Origin of the sequence: Rahnella victoriana, from assembly GCF_021276285.1 — a bacterium.
GTDB lineage: Bacteria > Pseudomonadota > Gammaproteobacteria > Enterobacterales > Enterobacteriaceae > Rahnella > Rahnella victoriana.
In genome coordinates, this window is sequence record NZ_CP089919.1 from 1,309,520 (window position 1) to 1,333,170 (window position 23,651).

Sequence of the window (23,651 nt, forward strand, 5' to 3'; positions counted from 1 at the left end):
ATAATTCAACTAAATGAATTACTGCTTGGTCACTCTTTAAGACTTGATATTTTTTGCCACCGAAGTGGCTGATATCGTCTTGTGAGTGCCCACACAGATTGTCTGATAAATTGTTAAAGAGCAGTGAGTTACGCGCTTTCGCTTGCTAACTCGAGGTGGCGTATATTACGCTTTCCTCATTCAGTGTCAACCGTTTATTTCATCCGGTCATCACTGTTTTTAATCTTTCCGACCCGGTTACTTCGTGATGTTGTTCACGTTGTTCCCTGTCGATGGAGCGGCATTATAGGGAGTTCTCAGCAGGCCGCAAGGGCTAATTTTAAGAAAAAACACCGTTTGCTGCATTACACAGCAAACACACTGCTTATACCGTGTTTTGCACAGATTTATCCACAGAGCCGCAGGAATCTCAAATTTTGCGAGCGTCGCGCAATCGTTTTCGCTACAATTTCGCGCGTTAGTTTTCTGCTCTCTCTAAGCCAAGGATACAACCACCATGCAACAATCTCGTCCAATCCGCCGCGCCCTGCTCAGTGTTTCTGATAAAGCCGGTATCGTAGAATTCGCCCAGGCCCTGTCTTCGCGTGGCGTTGAATTACTTTCCACTGGCGGAACGGCCAGCCTGTTGGCGAAAGCTGGCCTGCCAGTCACTGAAGTGTCTGACTACACCGGCTTCCCGGAAATGATGGATGGACGCGTCAAAACCCTGCACCCGAAAGTTCACGGTGGCATTCTCGGCCGTCGCGGGAAAGATGATGAAATCATGGCGCAACATTCCATTGCGCCAATCGACATGGTGGTCGTTAACCTTTATCCGTTCGCACAAACTGTCGCGCGCCCGGACTGTTCCCTGGAAGATGCGGTAGAAAACATTGATATCGGTGGCCCGACCATGGTTCGCTCAGCAGCGAAGAACCATAAAGATGTGGCGATCGTGGTTAAGAGCAGTGACTACGCTTCTATTATAGAAGAGATGGATGCCCACAGCGGCTCGCTGACGCTGGCGACCCGTTTCAACCTGGCGATTAAAGCCTTCGAGCACACAGCCTCTTACGATGGCATGATCGCTAACTACTTTGGCACAATGGTACCGGCTTACCATGGTGATACTGAATCCGCATCTGGCCAGTTCCCGCGCACACTGAATCTCAGCTATATAAAGAAACAAGATATGCGTTATGGCGAGAACAGCCATCAGAACGCTGCCTTCTATATAGAAGAAAATGTCAGCGAGGCGTCTGTTGCCACCTCGACCCAGCTTCAGGGCAAAGCACTTTCCTATAACAACATTGCCGATACTGATGCGGCACTGGAATGCGTGAAAGAATTCGCGGAACCCGCCTGCGTCATCGTTAAGCATGCCAACCCTTGCGGTGTGGCTATCGGCGACAGCATTCTGGCTGCTTACGAGCGTGCCTATCAGACGGATCCGACGTCCGCTTTCGGCGGCATCATTGCCTTCAACCGTGAACTGGATGCTGAAACCGCGAAAGCCATCATCAGCCGTCAGTTTGTAGAAGTGATCATTGCGCCATCCGTGAGCGCCGAAGCGCTGGCGTTGACCGCTGCCAAACAAAACGTGCGTGTACTGACCTGCGGACAATGGCAGTCTCGCCACAAAGCACTCGACTTCAAGCGTGTCAACGGCGGCCTGCTGGTACAGGATCGCGATTTGGGTATGGTTGAGGCGGCTGATCTGCGTGTGGTTTCAGAGCGCCAGCCGACGGAGCAGGAACTGACGGATGCGCTGTTCTGCTGGAAAGTCGCAAAATTCGTGAAATCCAACGCCATTGTGTATGCACGAGACAAAATGACGATCGGTATCGGTGCCGGCCAGATGAGCCGCGTTTACTCTGCCAAAATTGCCGGTATCAAAGCCGCCGATGAAGGTCTGGAAGTTGCCGGTTCCGTGATGGCTTCTGATGCCTTCTTCCCGTTCCGCGACGGTATTGATGCCGCCGCCGCCGTGGGGATTACCTGTGTTATCCAGCCCGGTGGTTCTATTCGTGATGATGAAGTGATTGCCGCCGCCAACGAACATGGCATTGCGATGCTGTTCACCGACATGCGCCACTTCCGTCATTAATTTTCTTTCAGCGGGTGCGATGCGCCCGCTCACCCGGAGTCCTCGAATGAATATTTTAATTATCGGTAACGGCGGGCGTGAACATGCACTGGCATGGAAGGCATCGCAGTCACCTCTGGCTGATAAAGTCTTTGTCGCGCCTGGCAACGCGGGCACCGCGCTGGAACCCTTGCTGGAAAACGTTGAGATTGCCGCCACTGACATCGCCGGTTTGCTGGCTTTCGCCAAAAGTAATGACATCGGCCTGACCATTGTTGGCCCTGAAGCTCCGCTGGTGATTGGCGTGGTTGATGCTTTCCGTGCAGCGGGCCTGAAGATTTTTGGACCGACACAGGAAGCCGCGCAGCTTGAAGGCTCTAAAGCGTTCACCAAGGATTTCCTGGCCCGCCATAACATTCCAAGCGCGGATTATCAGAACTTCACCGAGATCGAGCCGGCGCTGGCCTATCTGCGTAGCAAAGGCGCGCCGATTGTCATCAAAGCTGACGGTCTGGCGGCGGGCAAAGGTGTCATTGTAGCAATGACGCTGAAAGAAGCTGAAGATGCCGTTCACGACATGCTGGCGGGAAATGCATTCGGCGATGCGGGCCATCGTATCGTTATTGAGGAATTCCTCGATGGCGAAGAAGCGAGTTTCATCGTCATGGTCGACGGCACCAATGTGTTGCCGATGGCGACCAGTCAGGATCACAAGCGCGTAGGTGACGGCGACAGCGGCCCGAATACCGGCGGTATGGGCGCGTATTCCCCGGCGCCCGTGGTGACTGACGAAATCCATCAGCGCGTGATGGATCAGGTGATCTGGCCGACTGTGCGCGGGATGGCAGCGGAAAATAATACATACACCGGCTTCCTGTATGCGGGTCTGATGATCTCCGCTGATGGTCAGCCAAAAGTGATCGAATTCAACTGCCGTTTCGGCGATCCGGAAACTCAGCCGATCATGTTGCGTCTGCGTTCGGATCTTGTGGATCTTTGTCTGGCCGGTGCTGAAGGCCGTCTTGCAGATAAAACCTCCGAGTGGGATCCGCGTCCTTCACTGGGCGTGGTGCTGGCCGCCGGTGGTTATCCTGCTGATTATAAAAACGGTGACGTTATCCATGGTCTGCCGCTGGAAGAAGTGCCGGACGGGAAAGTGTTCCATGCGGGTACCCGTCTGCAGGATGAGCGGGTGGTGACGAATGGCGGACGCGTATTGTGCGTGACCGCATTGGGTAAAACCGTCGAAGCGGCTCAGGCCCGTGCGTATGATTTAGCGAAAGATATTCACTGGGATGGCAGCTTTTGTCGCAAAGACATCGGTTACCGTGCCATCGATCGCGAACGCAATCAGTAACCCTGACTCACCTGACGATCAAAAAAGGCACGCTTCGGCGTGCCTTTTCTTTTACGAAAACGGGATCAGAGCTCAGACTCTTTCGGTTCCCATTTACAGAAGTCTTCATTGGCGACCAGCAACAGTTCATTGCCTTCCGGTGCCGTCAACCAGGCCAGGCCCAGATTATCGTTACTGCGGCTTGCGCGTTTCGCCAGCCAGACCTGAGAACGCACGGTCAGCTCCGGAGTAACCTGTTCGCCCGCGCAGGTGGTGATAATTCCTTTATGCCAGCGGGCCTGAATCAACCGGACATTTCCCGCCTTCAGCGCACTGCTCAAATCCAGGACTTTTGACGCTTCGTATTTATAGCGCTCAACGTCATCTGAGGACAATTTTTCGCGGCGCTCAGGCAGTTGTCGCTGCATAAAGCTGACATGGCCCTGCTCGTCGAAACGCAACATAACGCCCAAATCTGTTTTGGTCGCATGGGTTTCTTTGACCAGATGCAGTTGGCCCTGCTGGAATTCGTATCGGGTAATGATCGTATCGCCGCCGTAATAGGGGCTGTAGACGTTGAGGATCGTTTGAGGCTCGTTCTGTGCGCTGTCTTCGCGCCAGATCCGGTTGATGCCTTGATCGGCCACATAGCCGCTGGCAAAGAATAATTCGGAAGTGTTTTTAGAACTGCAACCCACCAGACCGAGCACCAGTAAACCTGCTACCAGTCTGGGGGTGATAAACTGAAGGGGCTTAAAGACCCCTTCGCTTATTCTTTTCACTGCAAGCAATTACTTAACAGCGTCTTTCAGAGCTTTACCAGAAACGAACGCAGGCACGTTTGCAGCTGCGATTTTGATTTCTTTACCAGTCTGTGGGTTACGACCAGTACGCTCGTTACGATGATTTACCTTGAAAGTCCCGAAACCAACCAATTGTACAGCATCACCTTCTTTCAGAGACTCGGTAATAGCAGACAGAGTAGATTCAAGAGCAACTTTGGCCTGTGCTTTGGAAAGATCAGCTTTGTCCGCAATTACATCAATCAGTTGAGTCTTGTTCATAAGTTATCCTTTACAGTGTGTTTATCGTTTGCAAAGCATCGAGTGCGACGGATATGCCGATTGACAGCACCCTCCTGCATACACGCACCGATAGCCACTTTTTTTACGCCCCCCAAATGTAGACCAGACAGGGTGCGGATGTGAAGCCTTAAGGCACGACAAATCAGGCGTTAAATCACGTTTTCTCGCCTTATTGCGCTAAATTTATGCCAATGTTACTGACAGCGGCTTCACGCAGGTCAGAACGTAACCCTTTTATTAATTCCAGGTCACGCTCCTCACAGTCAGCCAACAGGCGAAAAATCTCCCATTGGATGTCCCATTCTTCTTCAACAGCAGGAATGACCTTAAGTTCTTCATCGGTCATTTCTTTACCGGCCTGGGTCATTTCCAGCATCGCGACAGTACGAATTGACGTCTCGCTGACGGCAATCGCATGAGACAGCGTTTCGCCACTCAGACGCGAATGAATCAGTTCGCCTAATGCAATACAGGCGTCGATGGCCGGATACACCCCATAGAGGTCGTAATCGTCGGAAGAAGGCACTGCTTCCTCCAGTTTTTCGAGCTGTGAGTCAAAATTGACCTTGGCGTCTTTTACCACCAGCGTTTCCCAGATTAAATCCAGAATACGGCGGTAAAGCTGTGCTTCGCCAAACCCGGTTTCCAGGCAAAATGCCTGATAGTTCGGGTACATGCGTTCACACAAGCTCGCCATAAACGTCACGTGTTGCCAGCTTTCCAGCTTTTCGAGACGTAAATGAATTGGATTACGTAACATGAGTTGATCTCGTTAACTTTTCTGCGCGGGAGTTTACCTGAAATAAATCAATATCCCTATTCCTTGATTCCTAAAGATCATCACTCAACCGTTGCCAGCGTTGAAACGCCGCCCGGTTTGATGCCACCGCATCGGCCCAACGGGTCGGTTCAGGCAGACGATATTGCCGCATGCACTGCGCCACCCAATAAAGGGCGGATTCCATGCTGATGCGATTGCCCGGAGAGATAAAGAGAGGATTACAGCGTAGCTTGCTGCGCCAGACCCAACCAATCTGTTCATCGCCTTCATACAACGCCTGCTGACTGTATTGCTCTTCACCCAGCGGCAGAAACTGACCACACAAGCGACTTTTGGCCACACCAATGGTCGGTACGTCGATCATCAGACCAAAATGACTGGCGACGCCGAGACGACGTGGATGGGCGATCCCCTGCCCGTCAACCAGCACCAGATCAGGACGGGAAGAGACCTGCTGCCAGGCTTGTAACAGTGCGGGAAGCTCACGGAAAGAAAGGAAACCGGGAATATACGGCATCACGGTAGGAATGCGGGCGATCTGGTATTCCACCAGTTCCAGCGACGGATAGCGTAAAACAGCCACCGCCGCGCGCGTCACTTCGCCACCCTGTTCGAAGCCAACATCCACACCAGCGATCAACGCCGGTGTGGTGAATCCAGGTGGATCCTGCAGTTCAATCTGATCTGCGAGGATCCGTTGCTCTTCACGTAATGCACGGGTATCGATCATACCGGTTTTTTACTCGTGATATTGACGGGACAGGCTGTGTACCGCTTCCACGAAGGCACCCGCGTTTTCCGGCGGGACATCCTGATGAATGCCGTGACCCAGGTTAAACACATGACCATTGCCTTTGCCGAAACCGGCCAGAATGGTTTCCACTTCCTGCTCAATACGTACCGGCGAGGCATACAGCATGGAAGGATCCATATTGCCCTGAATCGCGACCTTATCGCCGACACGTCGACGCGCCTCGGCAATGTCGGTGGTCCAGTCCAGACCCAGCGCATCACAGCCTGTTGCGGCCATCGCTTCCAGCCACTGACCGCCACCCTTGGTAAACAGAGTCACCGGCACGCGGCGGCCTTCGTTTTCACGGATCAGGCCATCGACGATTTTGTGCATGTAGTTCAGGGAGAATTCGCGGTAATCGCGAGGCGTCAACACGCCGCCCCAGGTGTCAAAAATCATCACCGACTGGGCGCCCGCTTTGATCTGAGCGTTAAGATAAAGAATGACACTGTCTGCCACTTTATCGAGTAACAGATGTAACGTGGCCGGATCGGCGTACATCATCTTTTTGATTTTGGTGAAGGCTTTACTGCTGCCGCCTTCTACCATATAAGTTGCCAGCGTCCACGGGCTGCCGGAGAAACCAATCAGCGGCACTTCGCCTTTCAGGTTTTTACGGATAGTGCGCACGGCATTCATGACATACCCGAGTTCCATTTCCGGATCAGGCACCGGCAGTTTTTCGACATCAGCACGGTTAGTCAGGGGTGAAGAAAAACGCGGGCCTTCACCGGCTTCGAAATACAACCCCAGCCCCATTGCATCAGGAATGGTCAGGATGTCGGAGAACAGGATCGCCGCATCCAGCGGATAGCGACGAAGCGGCTGTAAAGTCACTTCACAAGCCAGCTCGGCATTTTTGCACAGTGACATAAAATCACCGGCTTCAGCGCGGGTTTCTTTGTACTCCGGCAAATAACGACCTGCCTGACGCATCATCCACACCGGTGTAATGTCCACAGGCTGACGTAACAAAGCACGCAGGTAACGGTCGTTTTTCAACTCATTCATTCTTGCTCTTTCCTTCAATATTCGGGCTGCCCGACAATCATCTGACGGCATTCTATCACGCAAAACTGACGCTAGACGTCGTCGTCTTCGCTTTCTGCGCGGCACTGCGCAACGGTATCTTCAATCAGACGCCGGGCAATCGTCCCCGGCGGCGGCAATTGCGGCAAGGCGTCAAAGCGGTACCAGCCCGCATTCAGCAACTCTTTCGGATCATGCACTATCTCGCCGCTGTCGTAATCAGCCATAAACGCCATCATCAGCGAATTGGGGAACGGCCACGGCTGGGAACTGACATAACGGACATTCTTCACGCGGATGTTGCTTTCTTCCATCACTTCGCGTGCCACGGTTTCTTCCAGCGTTTCGCCGACTTCTACGAACCCCGCCAGCACCGTGTGGATGCCATTACGATGACGGACATGCTGCGCCAGCAAAATCTCATCGCCTTTGCGGATCGCCACAATGATGCAGGGCGCAATTTGCGGGTAATAGCGCTCGCGGCAGTGTCCGCAGAGCGCAGCCCACTCAGTTTTGCTGACGTGCATTTCATGTCCGCAGTAACCACAAAACTGATGAGAACGGTAAAATTCTGACAGCTGCACACCACGGCCGACCAGCTGGAATAATCCGCGATCCTGATCCAGCAACTGACGGGCGGAAACCATATGGTTTGGCATCGCCTGACGAACCAGCCAGACCGGTTCGCCCTGCCATTCGCCAATCTGACGCGCTGTCTTACCGGTCAGAGAAAATTGTGCAGCGCTGCCAAACGGCAGTTCGCCCTCAGGCAGCCACAGCTTGCCTTCCTGACTGATGACCCACCAGCCGTTGTGTTGCTCAGTAATCTGTAATTCCATAATTGTTGTTGCATAACCTCGTCGGGACTGACAATCTGAGAGTGATCTTTACATATTAGTAACGTTTCTTTTCGGTTACTTTTTTTATTGCTCACGGAGTCAACCATGCTAAATCGTCTGGAAAGACTGACCCAACGCGTTGGTGGCAGTAATGAATTAGTCGATCAGTGGCTACACGCGCGTAAAGAATTGCTGGTTTCTTACTGCACACTGGTCGGCCTGAAACCCAATAAAGAAAAACATACACCTTTGAATGAAAAGGCGCTGGACAGTTTTTGCCATCACCTTGTCGACTATCTTTCTGCCGGGCATTTTCATCTTTATCCACGCATCATTGAAGAAGTCGATGGTGCCGACAGCCCGAAGAAAGTGAAGGCGGCAAAAATCTATCCTGCACTGGAACTGAATACTGAAGCTATCATGGCTTTCCATGACAGTTACACAGAAACTGATATTGATGATGACAATGCTTTCGCGTTTCATTATGCATTATCGGATATCGGTGAAGCGTTAGATGCCCGTTTTCAGCTGGAAGATCAATTAATTATCATGGCCTTCGAGCCGCCCGCGGAGGGTGCGTTACCTCCGGCGAATGAACCTGATCTCGCCAGACCGGCTTAACGTGTTACCACCCTAAGACCCTGCTCAGGGTTACAGTTTTACTTGTAGTTTAAAAAAACGCCTCCTATATTGAGGCTTCTTGTCGGAGTGCCTAGCGCATAATTTTCTGTTGAGAATTACGCCAGGCTGAGACCGTTAATTCGGGATCCGCGGAACCTGATCGGGTTAGTACCCGCGAAGGGAACAAGAGTAATGTTATGCGTTCAGCACAATCTGGCATCAGGCCGCCCGTGCTTCACCGCCCATTTTTACTCCTGCCGTAAACCTCCAGACAAGCAATTTTCCATCACGTTTTTTTGCGAGGAATTTGCTATGTCGAGTACCCAAAAACCCGTTACTTCAGAAAAGAAATCGTCAAACCGCCGCGAACAACGCGCGCAGGCTCAGTCATTTATCGACAGCCTGCAGGGCGAAGCCTTTCCAAACTCCCGCCGTATTTATCTGCACGCTGACCGCGACGATATCGGCGTGCCGATGCGTGAAATCCAGCTCAGCCCGACACTGGTCGGCGGCGGCAAAGACAATCCGCAGTTCGAAGATAACGAAGCAATCCCCGTCTATGACACCGCCGGGCCTTATGGTGATCCGTCGGCAGTGATTGATGTACACATCGGTCTGGAAAAATTACGCACCCGATGGATCAACGAGCGGGCGGACACGGAAGAACTTCCGCAGGTCAGCTCCGGCTTTACCCAGCAGCGTCTGGCGGATGAAGGTCTGGACCATCTCCGCTTCGAACACCTGCCACGCCCGCGCAAAGCGATGTCGGGTAAAAATGTCACGCAGTTGCATTACGCACGCAAAGGCATAATTACGCCTGAAATGGAATTCATCGCCATCCGCGAGAACATGGGACATGAGCGGATCCGCGGCGAGGTTTTGCGCCAGCAACATCCCGGCGAAAGTTTTGGTGCGCATCTGCCCGCCAACATTACGGCGGAATTCGTGCGTCAGGAAGTCGCCGCCGGTCGCGCCATCATTCCTGCCAATATCAATCACCCCGAATCAGAGCCGATGATCATTGGCCGCAATTTTCTGGTGAAAGTGAATGCCAATATCGGCAACTCGGCGGTGACGTCATCCATTGAAGAAGAAGTTGAGAAACTGGTGTGGTCGACGCGCTGGGGCGCGGACACGGTAATGGATCTCTCCACCGGCCGCTATATTCATGAAACCCGTGAATGGATCCTGCGTAACAGCCCGGTGCCGATCGGTACAGTACCGATTTATCAGGCGCTGGAAAAAGTGAATGGCGTGGCCGAAGACCTGAACTGGGAAATGTTCCGCGATACGCTGCTGGAACAGGCAGAGCAAGGCGTCGATTACTTCACCATTCACGCCGGTGTGTTGCTGCGCTACGTACCGATGACCGCCAGACGCCTGACCGGCATTGTGTCGCGCGGCGGTTCAATCATGGCGAAATGGTGTCTTTCTCATCATCGCGAAAGTTTCCTGTATGAGCATTTCCGTGAAATCTGCGAAATCTGCGCCGCTTACGATGTCTCGCTGTCCCTGGGCGACGGCCTGCGTCCTGGCTCGATTCAGGATGCCAATGACGAAGCGCAGTTCGCCGAATTACGCACGCTCGGCGAACTGACTAAAATTGCCTGGGAATACGATGTTCAGGTGATGATCGAAGGGCCGGGGCATGTGCCGATGCAGATGATCCGCCGCAATATGACCGAAGAACTCGAGCATTGCCACGAAGCGCCGTTCTATACCCTCGGCCCGTTGACCACCGATATTGCGCCGGGTTACGACCATTTCACTTCCGGCATCGGTGCCGCGATGATTGGCTGGTTTGGCTGCGCCATGCTCTGTTATGTCACGCCAAAAGAGCATCTCGGCCTGCCGAACAAAGAAGACGTTAAGCAGGGTTTGATTACCTACAAAATCGCAGCCCATGCCGCCGATTTAGCCAAAGGCCATCCGGGGGCACAAATCCGCGATAACGCCATGTCAAAAGCGCGGTTCGAATTCCGTTGGGAAGACCAGTTTAATCTGGCTCTTGATCCGGCCACCGCCCGCGCCTACCACGATGAAACGCTGCCGCAGGAATCCGGCAAAGTCGCACACTTCTGTTCAATGTGTGGCCCGAAATTCTGTTCGATGAAAATTACTCAGGAAGTTCGCGATTACGCCGCCGCGCTGGAAGCCAAAGCCCAGCCAATAGAACTCGTTGAATCCGGTATGGCGCAGATGTCAGCTGAATTCCGTTCACGCGGCAGCGAGCTTTATCATCCTGCCACGGAGATCAACAAATGAATCAGTCATCGCAACCCTTCCCCGCCGTTCCTTTTCACCTCGGTTTATATCCGGTGGTTGATACGGTGGAATGGATCGCCCGCCTGCTGGAAGCGGGCGTTAAAACCTTACAACTGCGCGTGAAAGACTTACCCGATGAGGAAGCCGAACCGGCCATTATTGATGCCATCGCGCTGGGAGCGAAATATCAGGCGCGGTTATTCATCAACGATTACTGGCGTCTGGCAGTAAAACATCAGGCTTATGGCGTGCATCTGGGTCAGGAAGATCTGGATACTGCCGACCTTGAGGCAATCCGTCAGGCCGGTTTACGACTGGGCGTGTCCACCCACGACGATGATGAAATGGCGCGCGCTGTCGCCGTCAATCCTTCGTATATCGCCCTCGGCCATATCTTCCCGACGCAGACCAAAGATATGCCTTCGGCACCGCAGGGGCTGACAGAACTGGCCCGACACATTAAGCAACTCGACGGGAAATTCCCGACGGTGGCTATCGGCGGGATCAGCATTGAACGCGCGCTGTCGGTTCTCGACTGCGGCGTCGGCAGCATTGCCGTCGTCAGCGCCATTACACAGGCAACGGACTGGCGCGCTGCCACCGCCGAACTGCTGGCTTTATGCGCCAGCAAGGGGCAGGAAAATGCTTAACGATGCGGCTTTTATGCGCTACAGCCGCCAGCTGATGCTGGAGGAATTTGGCCCGCAGGCGCAGGAAAAGTTACAGGCGGCGAAAGTGCTGATTGTCGGACTCGGCGGGCTGGGTTCTCCCGCCGCGTTATATCTGGCGGCGGCGGGCGTCGGCACGCTGGTTCTGGCCGATGACGATCAGCTGCATATCACCAATCTTCAGCGACAAATCCTCTATCGCACGGCAGACCTCGATCAGAACAAAGCGACGCTGGCAAAGCGCGAACTGCTGCGCCTCAACCCGTTGTGTGAAGCCGTAGCCCTGACAGAACGGCTGGCAGGGGAAGCGTTAACCGGAGCCGTGTCGGGTGCCGATATTATTTTGGATTGCAGCGATAACATGGAAACCCGACATGCGATCAATAAAGCCTGCGTGGATGCGGGGAAAACCTTGATCAGCGGCAGCGCCGTCGGATTCAGTGGTCAGCTTCTGGTACTCGAAACTCCCTACGTACACGGTTGTTATGCCTGTCTGTATCCGGATCAGGAAACGGTGCAGCGCAACTGCCGCACATCGGGTGTGCTCGGGCCGGTCGTCGGCACCCTCGGCACACTTCAGGCGCTGGAAGCACTGAAAATTCTGGCCGGATTACCGTCGACACTGAGCGGAAAGTTGCGGCTGTTCGACGGCAAAACACAGAACTGGCGATCGTTGCAACTCACGCGTTCTCCAGCCTGTTCTGTTTGCGGAGGCCATCCGTGAACATTCTGGTTAATGACGAACCGCATCACGTCGCAGAGCCAATTACGCTGCATGCCCTGCTCAATCTGCTGGCGCTGAATCCGGCGGGCAGCGCACTGGCAGTCAATCAGGTCATTATCCCCCGTGATCACTGGGCTGCACATTGGCTGGAAGACGGTGATGAGATCCTGCTTTTTCAGGCGATAGCCGGAGGCTGACATGTTAAAAATTGCTGATACCACATTTACGTCGCACCTTTTTACCGGAACGGGGAAATTTTCCAGCCCTGCGCTGATGCAACAGGCGCTGGCGGCATCCGGCTCTCAGCTGGTGACCATGGCGATGAAGCGCGTCGATCTGCGTCGCGGCGGTGATGACATTCTTTCCCCGCTGCAACAGCTCGGCGTGCGGTTACTGCCCAATACATCGGGGGCAAAAACGGCGGAAGAAGCAGTGTTCGCCGCACAACTGGCAAGAGAAGCTTTGGGTACCCACTGGGTAAAACTGGAAATTCATCCGGATGTAAAATATCTGCTTCCCGATGCCGTCGAAACGCTGAAAGCCGCAGAGATTCTGGTGAAACAGGGTTTTGTTGTTTTGCCGTATTGCAGCGCGGATCCGGTTTTGTGTAAGCGTCTTGAAGAAGCGGGTTGTGCCGCCGTTATGCCGCTGGGTGCGCCGATTGGCTCCAATCAGGGACTGCAAACCCGCGAGTTTCTGCACATTATCATCGAACAGGCGCGCATTCCGGTGGTTGTTGATGCCGGTATTGGTGCGCCGAGTCAGGCTGCGGAGGCGCTGGAACTGGGTGCTGATGCCGTGCTGGTCAACACCGCGATTGCCGTCGCGGGCGATCCGGTCGCGATGGCCACGGCGTTCCGGCTGGCGGTTCAGGCCGGGGTTATCGCCCGCCAGAGCGGTTTGGGTGGCAGACAACGCCACGCCAGCGCGTCCAGTCCGCTGACCGGTTTCCTTAATACCTCGCAGGCGTTGTCATGAATAATTTTACGGATGTCTGGTCAACGCTGAACTGGGATGACATTTCCCTGCGCATCAATAGCAAAACATCCCGTGATGTGGAAAAGGCGCTCAGCCGCAACAAAATCAGTCGGGAAGATTTCATGGCACTGATTTCTCCGGCTGCGCTGCCTTATCTGGAACCGATGGCGCAGCGTGCGCAACAACTCACGCGCCAGCGGTTCGGCAACACGGTGAATTTCTTCGCACCGCTGTATTTATCCAATCTTTGCGCCAACGAATGTACCTATTGCGGCTTTTCGATGAGCAACAAAATTAAACGTAAAACGCTGGATGAGGATGAAATCAGGCGGGAGTGCGAAGCGCTGAATACGCTGGGCTTCAAACATCTGTTGCTGGTCACCGGCGAACACAAAGGAAAGGTCGGCATGGACTATTTTCGCCGTCACTTCCCGGCGATCAGACGTCATTTTGATTCGCTGATGATTGAGGTTCAGCCGCTGCAACAGGAAGAATATGCCGAGCTGAAAACATTGGGGCTGGATGGCGTGCTGGTTTATCAGGAAACCTATCATGCGCCGACGTATGCTTTGCATCATCTTCGCGGGCAGAAACAGGATTTCTTCTGGCGGCTCGAAACCCCGGACCGGCTCGGGCGTGCGGGAATCGATAAAATCGGGCTGGGTGCGCTGTTCGGCCTCTCAGGAAACTGGCGGACTGACAGTTATATGGTGGCCGAGCATTTGTTGTACCTGCAACAAGCTTACTGGCAAAGCCGCTATTCGGTGGCGTTTCCGAGATTACGTCCCTGCACCGGCGGCATCGAACCGGCTTCCCTGCTGGAAGAAAATCAGCTGGTACAACTGATTTGCGCTTTCAGAATGCTGGCGCCGGATGTCGAGCTTTCACTGTCGACACGTGAATCGCCTTATTTTCGGGATCACGTTATTCCGCTGGCGATCAACACCGTCAGTGCCGGATCCAAAACACAGCCCGGCGGCTATGCCGATGATCATCCGGAACTGGAGCAATTTGCGCCGCACGACAAGCGTTCGCCTCAACATGTGGCAAACGCGTTAACCCGCGCCGGGCTGCAACCGGTCTGGAAAGACTGGGACAGTTTTTTGGGGCGCGTCTCGCAGGAAAATGTCGCCGGATGGCAAACTGATAAACTCTCAGGAATGCAGATTCCATAAAGTGATTTTGCCCCTCGCGCCAGCACGCAGCGGGCATTACTGTGCTTTTGCCGCTGCACATTCGCAGATGGCCGGCGCCACGCATCCCGGTGCTGCTTCCAAATAGCCGGAACAGGTTATCGTCCAGTTCCCTGTTCCGGCTCCTCTTTCCAGATCGTTTCAACTCGCACACTTCAGGCAAAAAAAAAACCGCTCCCGGAGGAGCGGTTCTATGCGTTTCGACAGAAGACGATTAATCGTCGCTGTTACCGAAACCTGCGTTCAGCAGTTCAGCCAGGTTAGCCGTTGCTTCATCCGCGCTGACTTGCGGTACAACTGGCACTTCGCCTTGTGCTTTACGGCGTGCACGATCCTGGTGATAAGCGTAACCGGTACCGGCTGGGATCAGACGGCCAACGATAACGTTCTCTTTCAGGCCACGCAGTTCATCACGTTTACCGGCAACAGCCGCTTCGGTAAGAACACGCGTGGTTTCCTGGAACGACGCAGCAGAGATGAAGGATTCGGTCGCCAGGGATGCCTTGGTGATACCGAGCAGGTCACGGCTGAATGTTGCCGTGATTTTGCCTTCAGCTTCCAGCTTACGGTTAGCGATTTTAACGCGAGACATTTCTGCCTGCTCGCCTTCCAGGAAGTCAGTGCCACCGGCGCTAACGATGGTGCCTTTACGCAACATCTGACGAACGATAACTTCGATGTGCTTATCGTTAATCTTAACGCCTTGCAGACGGTAAACTTCCTGCACTTCGTTGGTGATGTAGCGGGTAACCGCGTGAACACCACGTAAACGCAAGATGTCGTGCGGAGACTCAGGGCCGTCGGATACGACGTCACCACGTTCCACAACTTCGCCTTCGAACACGTTCAGCTGACGCCATTTAGGGATCATTTCTTCGTAAGCATCGCTGCCATCTAACGGAGAAATTACCAGACGACGTTTGCCTTTGGTTTCTTTACCGAAGGAGATGATCCCGCTGATTTCAGCAAGGATTGCAGGCTCTTTCGGACGACGTGCTTCGAACAGGTCAGCAACGCGTGGCAGACCACCAGTGATGTCCTTGGTACCGCCGGATTCCTGAGGAATACGCGCCAGGGTGTCACCAGAGTGGATCTGAGTACCATCTTCCAGCTGAACAATCGCTTTACCTGGCAGGAAGTATTGAGCAGGCATATCAGTACCTGGGATCAATACGTCGTCGCCTTTAGCGTCAACGATTTTCAGTGCCGGACGCAGATCTTTACCGCTACCGGTACGCTCTGCAGAGTCCAGAACAACCAGAGAAGACAAACCGGTCAGGTCGTCGGTCTGGCGTGTGATGGTCTGAGTATCCACCATATCGGCAAAGCGAATGAAACCACTCACTTCACTGATAACTGGCATGGTGTGCGGATCCCAGTTAGCAACGGTTTCGCCGCCGTTAACAGATGCGCCATCACCTTTGCCCATCACGGAACCGTAAGGCACTTTATAGCTTTCTTTGGTACGACCGAATTCGTCGATCAATTTCAGCTCAGTGTTACGGGAAGTGATCACCAGTTTGCCGTTAGAGTTGCTAACGTGCTTGTGGTTGCTCAGTTTAATGGTACCAGTGTTCTTAACCTGGATGCTGGATTCCGCTGCCGCACGAGATGCCGCACCACCGATGTGGAACGTACGCATCGTCAGCTGGGTACCCGGCTCACCGATGGACTGTGCTGCAATAACACCGATCGCTTCACCTTTGTTGATGATGTGACCACGTGCCAGGTCGCGACCGTAGCAGTTTGCACACACACCAAAGTCGGTTTCGCAACTTACGACTGAACGTACTTTCACGCTGTCGACTGAGTTCTCTTCTAACAGATCACACGTCTTCTCGTGAAGCAGGGTGTTACGTGGAACCAGGATATCCGCCGTACCCGGCTTGAGGATATCTTCTGCAGTCACACGACCCAGTACACGCTCACGCAGTGGTTCTTTAACGTCGCCACCTTCGATGACCGGAGTCATCATGATGCCTTCGTGAGTCCCACAGTCGTCTTCGGTCACAACCAGATCCTGCGCGACGTCAACCAGACGACGGGTCAGATAACCGGAGTTAGCCGTTTTAAGTGCGGTATCCGCCAAACCTTTACGAGCACCGTGAGTAGAGATGAAGTACTGGAGTACGTTCAGACCTTCACGGAAGTTCGCGGTGATTGGCGTTTCAATGATGGAACCATCTGGTTTCGCCATCAGGCCACGCATACCGGCCAGCTGACGAATCTGTGCAGCAGAACCACGCGCACCGGAGTCGGCCATCATAAAGATACTGTTGAATGAAACCTGCTGTTCAACAACACCGTCACGGTTGACGACGTCTTCAACAGACAAGTTTTCCATCATTGCCTTAGCAACACGTTCGTTGGCCGCAGCCCAGATGTCGATCACTTTGTTATAGCGTTCGCCAGCAGTGACCAGACCAGACTGGAACTGTTCCTGGATTTCAGCAACTTCGGTTTCTGCTTCTTCGATGATCTCTGCTTTCTTCGCAGGGATTACCATGTCATCGATACCTACTGACGCGCCTGAACGGGCTGCGTAAGCAAAACCGGTGTACATGATCTGGTCAGCAAAAATAACGGTCGGCTTCAGGCCCAAAATGCGGTAACAGGTGTTCAGCATTTTGGAGATAGCTTTTTTGCCCAGAGGCTGGTTGACGATAGAGAACGGCAGACCTTTAGGTACGATCATCCAAAGGATGGCGCGACCAACAGTCGTGTCGATAATCGACGTCTTGTGCGTAACTTCGCCTTCGGTATTTTTGATCTCTTCTGTAATACGCACTTTGACACGCGCATGCAGAGAGGCCAAACCGGCGCGGTAAATACGCTCAGCTTCTTTAGGACCGGTCAGAACCATGCCTTCGCCTTTGGCGTTAACACAGTCACGGGTCATGTAGTACAGACCCAATACAACGTCCTGAGAAGGAACGATGATTGGCTCGCCGTTCGCAGGTGACAGGATGTTGTTGGTAGACATCATCAACGCACGCGCTTCCAGCTGGGCTTCCAGCGTCAACGGTACGTGAACAGCCATCTGGTCACCATCGAAGTCGGCGTTATATGCCGCACAAACCAGCGGGTGCAGCTGGATTGCTTTACCTTCGATCAGAACCGGTTCAAACGCCTGGATACCCAAACGGTGCAGGGTTGGTGCACGGTTCAGCAATACCGGGTGTTCGCGGATAACTTCGTCCAGGATGTCCCAAACGACAGCTTCTTCGCGCTCAACCATTTTCTTCGCGGCTTTGATGGTGGTGGCCAGGCCACGCAGTTCCAGCTTGCCGTAGATGAACGGTTTGAACAGTTCCAGTGCCATTTTCTTCGGCAGACCACACTGGTGCAGACGCAGGTATGGACCTACGGTGATAACGGAACGACCAGAGTAGTCGACACGTTTACCCAGCAAGTTCTGACGGAAACGACCCTGTTTACCTTTAATCATGTCTGCCAGAGATTTCAGCGGACGCTTGTTAGAGCCGGTGATAGCACGACCGCGACGGCCGTTATCCAGCAAAGCATCTACCGCTTCTTGCAGCATACGTTTTTCGTTACGTACGATGATGTCTGGCGCAGCCAGATCCAGCAGGCGTTTCAGACGGTTGTTACGGTTGATCACGCGACGATACAGATCGTTCAGATCCGACGTTGCGAAACGGCCGCCGTCCAACGGAACCAATGGACGCAAGTCTGGTGGCAGTACCGGCAGCACAGTCAGGATCATCCACTCTGGTTTGTTACCAGACTGAACGAACGCTTCCAGCAGCTTGATACGCTTGGTCAGCTTCTTACGTTTGGTTTCGGAGTTGGTTTCGTTCAACTCTTCACGCAGTTGCTCGCACTCTGCTTCCAGATCCATGTTTTTCAACAGGGCCTGAATAGCTTCCGCACCCATCTTCGCGTCGAACTCATCACCAAACTCTTCCAACGCATCCAGATACTGCTCTTCAGTCAGGATCTGGCGTTTTTCGAGGTTAGTCATGCCGCCTTCGATAACCACATAGGATTCGAAGTACAGAACACGTTCGATGTCACGCAGTGGCATATCCAGCAGCAAACCGATGCGCGATGGCAGCGATTTCAGGAACCAGATGTGTGCAGTCGGGGAAGCCAGTTCGATGTGGCCCATACGCTCACGGCGTACTTTAGTCTGGGTCACTTCAACGCCGCACTTCTCGCAGATCACGCCGCGATGTTTTAAACGCTTGTACTTACCGCACAGGCATTCGTAGTCTTTTACTGGTCCGAAAATACGGGCACAGAAAAGGCCGTCACGTTCTGGTTTGAACGTACGGTAGTTAATGGTTTCTGGCTTCTTAACTTCACCAAAAGACCAAGAACGGATCATGTCTGGCGATGCCAGAGCAATTTTGATCGCATCAAACTCTTCGGTCTTAGTTTGCGCTTTCAGAAACTTTAGTAAGTCTTTCACGGATTGGCTCCCGTCGGGTTAGACCTGTTAGGCACCTGGTCTGTATTGATTAACAGGCAGGTGCCCCTGTGATCAGTGCGAATTCGAGTACTTACTCGTCTTCCAGCTCGATGTTGATACCCAGAGAACGGATTTCTTTCAACAGTACGTTGAAGGACTCCGGCATGCCTGGTTCCATACGATGATCGCCATCTACGATGTTTTTATACATCTTAGTACGGCCGTTCACGTCATCGGACTTAACAGTCAGCATTTCCTGCAGGGTATACGCGGCACCGTATGCTTCCAGTGCCCACACTTCCATCTCACCGAAGCGCTGACCACCGAACTGAGCTTTACCACCCAGCGGCTGCTGAGTAACAAGGCTGTAAGAACCGGTAGAACGCGCGTGCATCTTATCGTCAACAAGGTGGTTCAGTTTCAGCATGTACATGTAGCCGACGGTAACCTGACGCTCGAATTGCTCGCCGGTACGGCCGTCAAACAGTGTGATCTGACCAGAGGTAGGGATTCCACCCATTTCAAGCAGTTGCTTGATCTCTGACTCTTTCGCACCGTCGAAGACTGGTGTTGCGATTGGCATACCTTTTTTCAGGTTCTCAGCCAGACGCAATACTTCGTCATCGGTGAAGGTGGTCAGATCAACTTTCTGACAAACGTCGTCGCCCAGATCATAGGCACGCTGGATGAACTCACGCAGCTTAGAAACTTCTTCCTGTTTCTTCAGCATGGCATTGATTTTTTCACCAATACCTTTCGCGGCCATACCCAGGTGGGTTTCCAAAATCTGACCAATGTTCATACGTGATGGAACGCCCAGCGGGTTCAGTACGATATCAACAGGTGTTCCGTTTTCATCGTAAGGCATATCTTCGATCGGGTTGATCTTGGAGATAACACCTTTGTTACCGTGGCGGCCTGCCATCTTGTCACCAGGCTGGATTTGACGTTTAACGGCCAAATACACTTTAACGATTTTCAGCACGCCTGGTGCCAGATCATCGCCCTGAGTGATTTTACGACGCTTAGCTTCGAGTTTTTTCTCAAACTCGGATTTCAGTTCGTCGTACTGTTCAGCAAGCTGTTCCAACTGATTCTGTTTGTCTTCGTCAGTCAGTGACAGTTCTAACCAACGATCGCGAGGCAATTTGCCCAGCTTGTCAGCTTCAACACCGCCAGCAACCAGCGCAGACTGGATACGTGCAAACAGACCGGCTTCCAGGATCTGCAGCTCTTCAGTCAGGTCTTTCTTAGCCTGCTTCAGCTGCATTTCTTCGATTTCCAACGCACGCTTGTCTTTTTCCACGCCATCGCGGGTGAAGACTTGCACGTCGATAACCGTACCGGAAACGCCGTTTGGTACACGCAGAGAAGAGTCTTTAACATCAGACGCTTTCTCACCGAAGATCGCACGCAGCAGTTTCTCTTCTGGCGTCAGCTGGGTTTCACCTTTAGGCGTTACCTTACCAACCAGAATGTCACCACCGGTCACTTCAGCACCGATATAAACGATACCGGATTCATCCAGTTTGGAGAGCGCAGCTTCACCCACGTTAGGGATGTCAGCGGTGATCTCTTCAGGCCCTAACTTGGTGTCACGGGACACACATGCCAGTTCCTGGATATGGATGGTGGTGAAGCGGTCTTCCTGCACAACACGTTCGGAGACCAAGATGGAGTCTTCGAAGTTGTAACCGTTCCAAGGCATGAACGCGACACGCATGTTCTGACCCAGAGCCAGTTCGCCCAGATCTGTTGACGGACCATCTGCCAGCACGTCGCCGCGCTCGATAGGTTCGCCCAGATTCACACACGGCATCTGGTTGATGCAGGTGTTCTGGTTAGAACGGGTGTATTTGGTCAGGTTATAAATGTCGATACCTGCTTCGCCCGGGTACATCTCTTCTTCGTTAACACGAATAACGATACGGGATGCATCCACGTACTGAACAATACCGCCACGTTTGGCTACGGCAGTAACACCGGAGTCAACCGCTACAGCACGTTCCATACCAGTACCAACCAGCGGCTTATCAGCGCGCAGAGTCGGAACTGCCTGACGTTGCATGTTCGCACCCATCAATGCACGGTTGGCGTCATCGTGTTCCAGGAATGGAATCAGTGAAGCACCAACGGATACAACTTGCTGGGTGGAAACGTCCATGTAGTCAACCTGATCGCGGCTAAACAGGCTTGATTCGCCTTTGCTACGACAAGTGACCAGGTCTTCAATGAAGCGCCCTTCTTCGTCCAGGTTGGAGTTCGCCTGAGCGATAACGAAGTTGCCTTCTTCAATGGCAGACAGATAGTTGATTTCATCAGTCACCAGACCATCACGTACGCGACGGTATGGGGTTTCCAGGAAACCGTACTCATTGGTCTGTGCATAGACAGACAAGGAGTTGATCAGACCGATGTTTGGACCTTCTGGCGTTTCGATTGGACATACGCGACCGTAGTGAGTCGGGTGTACGTCTCGAACTTCAAAGCCAGCACGTTCACGGGTCAAACCGCCCGGGCCCAATGCAGAGATACGACGTTTGTGCGTAATCTCAGACAACGGGTTGTTCTGGTCCATAAATTGTGACAGCTGGCTTGAACCGAAGAATTCTTTCACCGCAGCCGAAATCGGCTTAGCGTTGATCATATCCTGAGGCATCAATGTGTCGAGGTCGCCCAGAGAGAGACGCTCTTTAACCGCACGCTCAACACGAACCAGACCAACACGGAATTGGTTTTCAGCCATTTCGCCAACGGAACGAATACGACGGTTGCCCAAGTGGTCGATATCATCCACTTCGCCCTGGCCGTTACGAATGCCGATCAGCTTTTTCATCACCTGAATGATGTCGTCTTTGCTCAGGATACCTGAACCTTCGATTTCATCACGCAGCAGAGAACGGTTGAACTTCATACGACCTACAGCAGAGAGGTCGTAACGATCTTCAGAGAAGAACAGGTTCTCGAACAGGCTTTCAGCCGCTTCACGCGTTGGTGGCTCACCAGGACGCATCATTCGGTAGATCTCAACCAGTGCGCTCAGGCGATCGCTGGTTGGGTCGACGCGAATGGTCTCGGACATGTACGCGCCATGATCGAGGTCGTTGGTGAACAGCGTTTCAATGGTTTTGTGACCGGACTGGCTCAGTTTCGCCAGCAGATCCAGAGACAATTCCATGTTAGCCGGGACGATCAGCTCACCGGTATTGGTGTCGATGTAGTCTTTAGAGACCACTTTCCCTGCGATGTACTCAACAGGAACTTCGATGCGCTGAATCTCGTCTTTTTCAAGCTGACGAATATGACGGGCAGTGATGCGGCGGCCTTTTTCTACATAGACTTTGCCGTCAGCTTCAATATCAAAGGAAGCTGTTTCACCGCGCAGGCGCTCAGGTACCAGTTCCATCTGCAACTTGTTGTCGCGGATCTGGTAAGTCACCTTGTCAAAGAACAGGTCAAGGATCTGTTCAGTCGTGTAATTTAATGCACGCAGAATGATGGTCGCAGGCAATTTACGGCGACGGTCAATACGTACAAACAGGTTGTCTTTCGGGTCAAACTCGAAATCCAACCATGAACCGCGGTAAGGGATGATACGTGCGTTATAAAGCACTTTACCCGAGGAGTGGGTTTTACCCTTATCGCTGTCGAAGAATACGCCCGGACTACGGTGCAGCTGAGATACGATAACCCTCTCAGTACCGTTAATCACAAAGGTACCATTTTCGGTCATGAGCGGAATTTCGCCCATATAGACTTCTTGTTCCTTGATGTCTTTGACCGTACCTTCTGGTGCTTCGCGCTCGTAGATTACCAGACGCAGTTTCACGCGCAGTGGCGCGGAGAACGTCACACCACGGATCTGGCATTCTTTAACGTCGAATACAGGCTCACCAAGACGGTAGCTAACGTATTGCAGCTCAGAGTTACCGCTGTAGCTCTTGATAGGGAATACAGAACGGAATGCAGCTTCCAGACCGTACTGGCCTTCCGGATCTTGCTCGATAAACTTCTGGAACGAGTCAAGCTGGATAGAAAGGAGATATGGAATGTCCAGAACTTGTGGACGTTTACCAAAATCCTTACGAATGCGTTTTTTCTCGGTATAGGAGTAAACCATAGGGTTCCTCAGCTCGCTGATCAGTGACCCAATCTTGTCTGCCCTGAGAAGGACAGTTCATGCAACACCGTTTATGTCGACCGGAAAGCAGGAACGCTTTCCGCAATATCTGTTTTCTACCACTCTTAAATCATTTCGTTGTGCGTTATCTGTAGATGAGCTACAGCAAGGGGCAGCAATATATTAAGGCGTCTATAGAAAGAGATATTAGAGTAGTTCAGTGCTCAAACAGTGTGAAACACCACTGACACTCTATAGCGCAAAAAGGCTGGTGACTAAAAAGTCACCAGCCATCAGTCTGTTAGGACAGACTGCACTCCGGGAAGTTAAACTTACTTAACTTCAACAGAAGCACCAGCTTCTTCCAGAGATTTTTTCAGAGCTTCAGCGTCGTCTTTGCTGATGCCTTCTTTCAGAGCTGCTGGAGCAGACTCAACCAGGTCTTTAGCTTCTTTCAGACCCAGGCCAGTCGCGGTGCGAACAGCTTTGATAACTGCAACTTTGTTCGCGCCTACAGCGGCCAGAACAACGTCGAACTCAGTTTTTTCTTCAACAGCTTCAGCAGCAGCAGCAGGACCTGCAACAGCAGCAGCAGCAGAAACGCCGAATTTCTCTTCCATAGCGGAGATCAGTTCAACGATTTCCATTACAGACAGAGCTGCAACGCCTTCAATGATTTGTTCTTTAGTGATTGACATTTCAAGTGTTCCTAGAATTCA

At 52.8% G+C, this 23,651-nt stretch carries 18 protein-coding genes and 1 riboswitch; of the genes, 9 read left to right on the plus strand and 9 right to left on the minus strand.

Going from position 1 to position 23,651, the window contains the following annotated elements; translation table 11 throughout:
• Positions 1–496: 496 nt before the first annotated feature.
• The gene (gene purH, locus J9880_RS06070; RefSeq protein WP_095924299.1) at positions 497–2,086 is read left to right on the plus strand and encodes a bifunctional phosphoribosylaminoimidazolecarboxamide formyltransferase/IMP cyclohydrolase; all 1,590 of its coding nucleotides are present in this window, start codon (positions 497–499) and stop codon (positions 2,084–2,086) included.
• A 46-nt stretch (positions 2,087–2,132) separates the two neighbouring features.
• On the plus strand, positions 2,133–3,422 hold the full coding sequence (gene purD / locus J9880_RS06075) for a phosphoribosylamine--glycine ligase (RefSeq protein WP_095924298.1): 1,290 nt from the start codon (positions 2,133–2,135) through the stop codon (positions 3,420–3,422).
• A gap of 65 nt (positions 3,423–3,487) precedes the next feature.
• On the opposite strand, the gene J9880_RS06080 is transcribed toward purD, so the two are convergent.
• The 6 genes from J9880_RS06080 to nudC form a co-directional block, all read right to left on the minus strand.
• A complete protein-coding gene (locus J9880_RS06080; protein WP_232770444.1) occupies positions 3,488–4,174 on the minus strand; it encodes a DUF1481 domain-containing protein in 687 nt (228 codons plus the stop codon).
• A gap of 18 nt (positions 4,175–4,192) precedes the next feature.
• Positions 4,193–4,465: a nucleoid-associated protein HU-alpha gene (hupA, locus tag J9880_RS06085; RefSeq protein ID WP_013577396.1), complete on the minus strand. Its 273-nt coding sequence runs from the start codon at positions 4,463–4,465 to the stop codon at positions 4,193–4,195.
• Positions 4,466–4,655: 190 nt separating this feature from the next.
• The gene (locus J9880_RS06090; RefSeq protein ID WP_095924297.1) at positions 4,656–5,246 is read right to left on the minus strand and encodes a YjaG family protein; all 591 of its coding nucleotides are present in this window, start codon (positions 5,244–5,246) and stop codon (positions 4,656–4,658) included.
• Between the two features lie 70 nt (positions 5,247–5,316).
• Entirely contained in the window at positions 5,317–5,997 is a 681-nt protein-coding gene (gene nfi, locus J9880_RS06095; protein WP_095924296.1) for a deoxyribonuclease V, read from the minus strand.
• Between the two features lie 9 nt (positions 5,998–6,006).
• The gene (hemE, locus tag J9880_RS06100; RefSeq protein WP_119823097.1) at positions 6,007–7,071 is read right to left on the minus strand and encodes a uroporphyrinogen decarboxylase; all 1,065 of its coding nucleotides are present in this window, start codon (positions 7,069–7,071) and stop codon (positions 6,007–6,009) included.
• Positions 7,072–7,142: 71 nt separating this feature from the next.
• Positions 7,143–7,928, minus strand: a complete 786-nt coding sequence (nudC, locus tag J9880_RS06105; protein WP_119823099.1) for an NAD(+) diphosphatase — start codon at positions 7,926–7,928, stop codon at positions 7,143–7,145.
• A 105-nt stretch (positions 7,929–8,033) separates the two neighbouring features.
• On the opposite strand from nudC, the gene rsd reads away from it, so the two are divergent.
• The 7 genes from rsd to thiH all read left to right on the plus strand — a co-directional run bounded on the left by rsd (position 8,034) and on the right by thiH (position 14,359).
• Positions 8,034–8,549, plus strand: coding sequence for a sigma D regulator (gene rsd / locus J9880_RS06110; RefSeq protein WP_095924293.1), 516 nt, complete (start codon positions 8,034–8,036; stop codon positions 8,547–8,549).
• A 73-nt stretch (positions 8,550–8,622) separates the two neighbouring features.
• Positions 8,623–8,749: riboswitch (TPP riboswitch) on the plus strand.
• A gap of 112 nt (positions 8,750–8,861) precedes the next feature.
• Positions 8,862–10,814 (plus strand): phosphomethylpyrimidine synthase ThiC, encoded by a 1,953-nt coding sequence (gene thiC, locus J9880_RS06115; protein WP_232770216.1) that lies wholly within the window; start codon positions 8,862–8,864, stop codon positions 10,812–10,814.
• Positions 10,811–11,464 (plus strand): thiamine phosphate synthase, encoded by a 654-nt coding sequence (gene thiE / locus J9880_RS06120; protein ID WP_232770217.1) that lies wholly within the window; start codon positions 10,811–10,813, stop codon positions 11,462–11,464. The genes thiC and thiE overlap by 4 nt, the downstream gene beginning before the upstream one ends.
• Positions 11,457–12,206 carry a HesA/MoeB/ThiF family protein gene (locus J9880_RS06125; protein WP_232770218.1) on the plus strand — a complete coding sequence of 250 codons (750 nt, stop codon included), beginning with the start codon at positions 11,457–11,459 and terminating at the stop codon, positions 12,204–12,206. Before thiE ends, J9880_RS06125 begins: the two co-directional genes overlap by 8 nt.
• Positions 12,203–12,403, plus strand: a complete 201-nt coding sequence (gene thiS, locus J9880_RS06130) for a sulfur carrier protein ThiS (protein WP_119823105.1) — start codon at positions 12,203–12,205, stop codon at positions 12,401–12,403. Before J9880_RS06125 ends, thiS begins: the two co-directional genes overlap by 4 nt.
• A gap of 1 nt (position 12,404) precedes the next feature.
• The gene (locus J9880_RS06135; protein WP_232770219.1) at positions 12,405–13,184 is read left to right on the plus strand and encodes a thiazole synthase; all 780 of its coding nucleotides are present in this window, start codon (positions 12,405–12,407) and stop codon (positions 13,182–13,184) included.
• Positions 13,181–14,359 carry a 2-iminoacetate synthase ThiH gene (thiH, locus tag J9880_RS06140; protein WP_232770220.1) on the plus strand — a complete coding sequence of 393 codons (1,179 nt, stop codon included), beginning with the start codon at positions 13,181–13,183 and terminating at the stop codon, positions 14,357–14,359. The genes J9880_RS06135 and thiH overlap by 4 nt, the downstream gene beginning before the upstream one ends.
• 232 nt (positions 14,360–14,591) lie before the next feature.
• Here the strand turns inward: thiH and rpoC are convergent, their stop codons facing one another.
• From rpoC to rplL, 3 genes are all read right to left on the minus strand, one after another.
• On the minus strand, positions 14,592–18,812 hold the full coding sequence (rpoC, locus tag J9880_RS06145) for a DNA-directed RNA polymerase subunit beta' (RefSeq protein WP_095924286.1): 4,221 nt from the start codon (positions 18,810–18,812) through the stop codon (positions 14,592–14,594).
• Positions 18,813–18,903: 91 nt separating this feature from the next.
• On the minus strand, positions 18,904–22,932 hold the full coding sequence (gene rpoB, locus J9880_RS06150; protein ID WP_095924285.1) for a DNA-directed RNA polymerase subunit beta: 4,029 nt from the start codon (positions 22,930–22,932) through the stop codon (positions 18,904–18,906).
• A gap of 332 nt (positions 22,933–23,264) precedes the next feature.
• Entirely contained in the window at positions 23,265–23,630 is a 366-nt protein-coding gene (gene rplL, locus J9880_RS06155; RefSeq protein ID WP_013577410.1) for a 50S ribosomal protein L7/L12, read from the minus strand.
• Between the last annotated feature and the right edge of the window lie 21 nt (positions 23,631–23,651).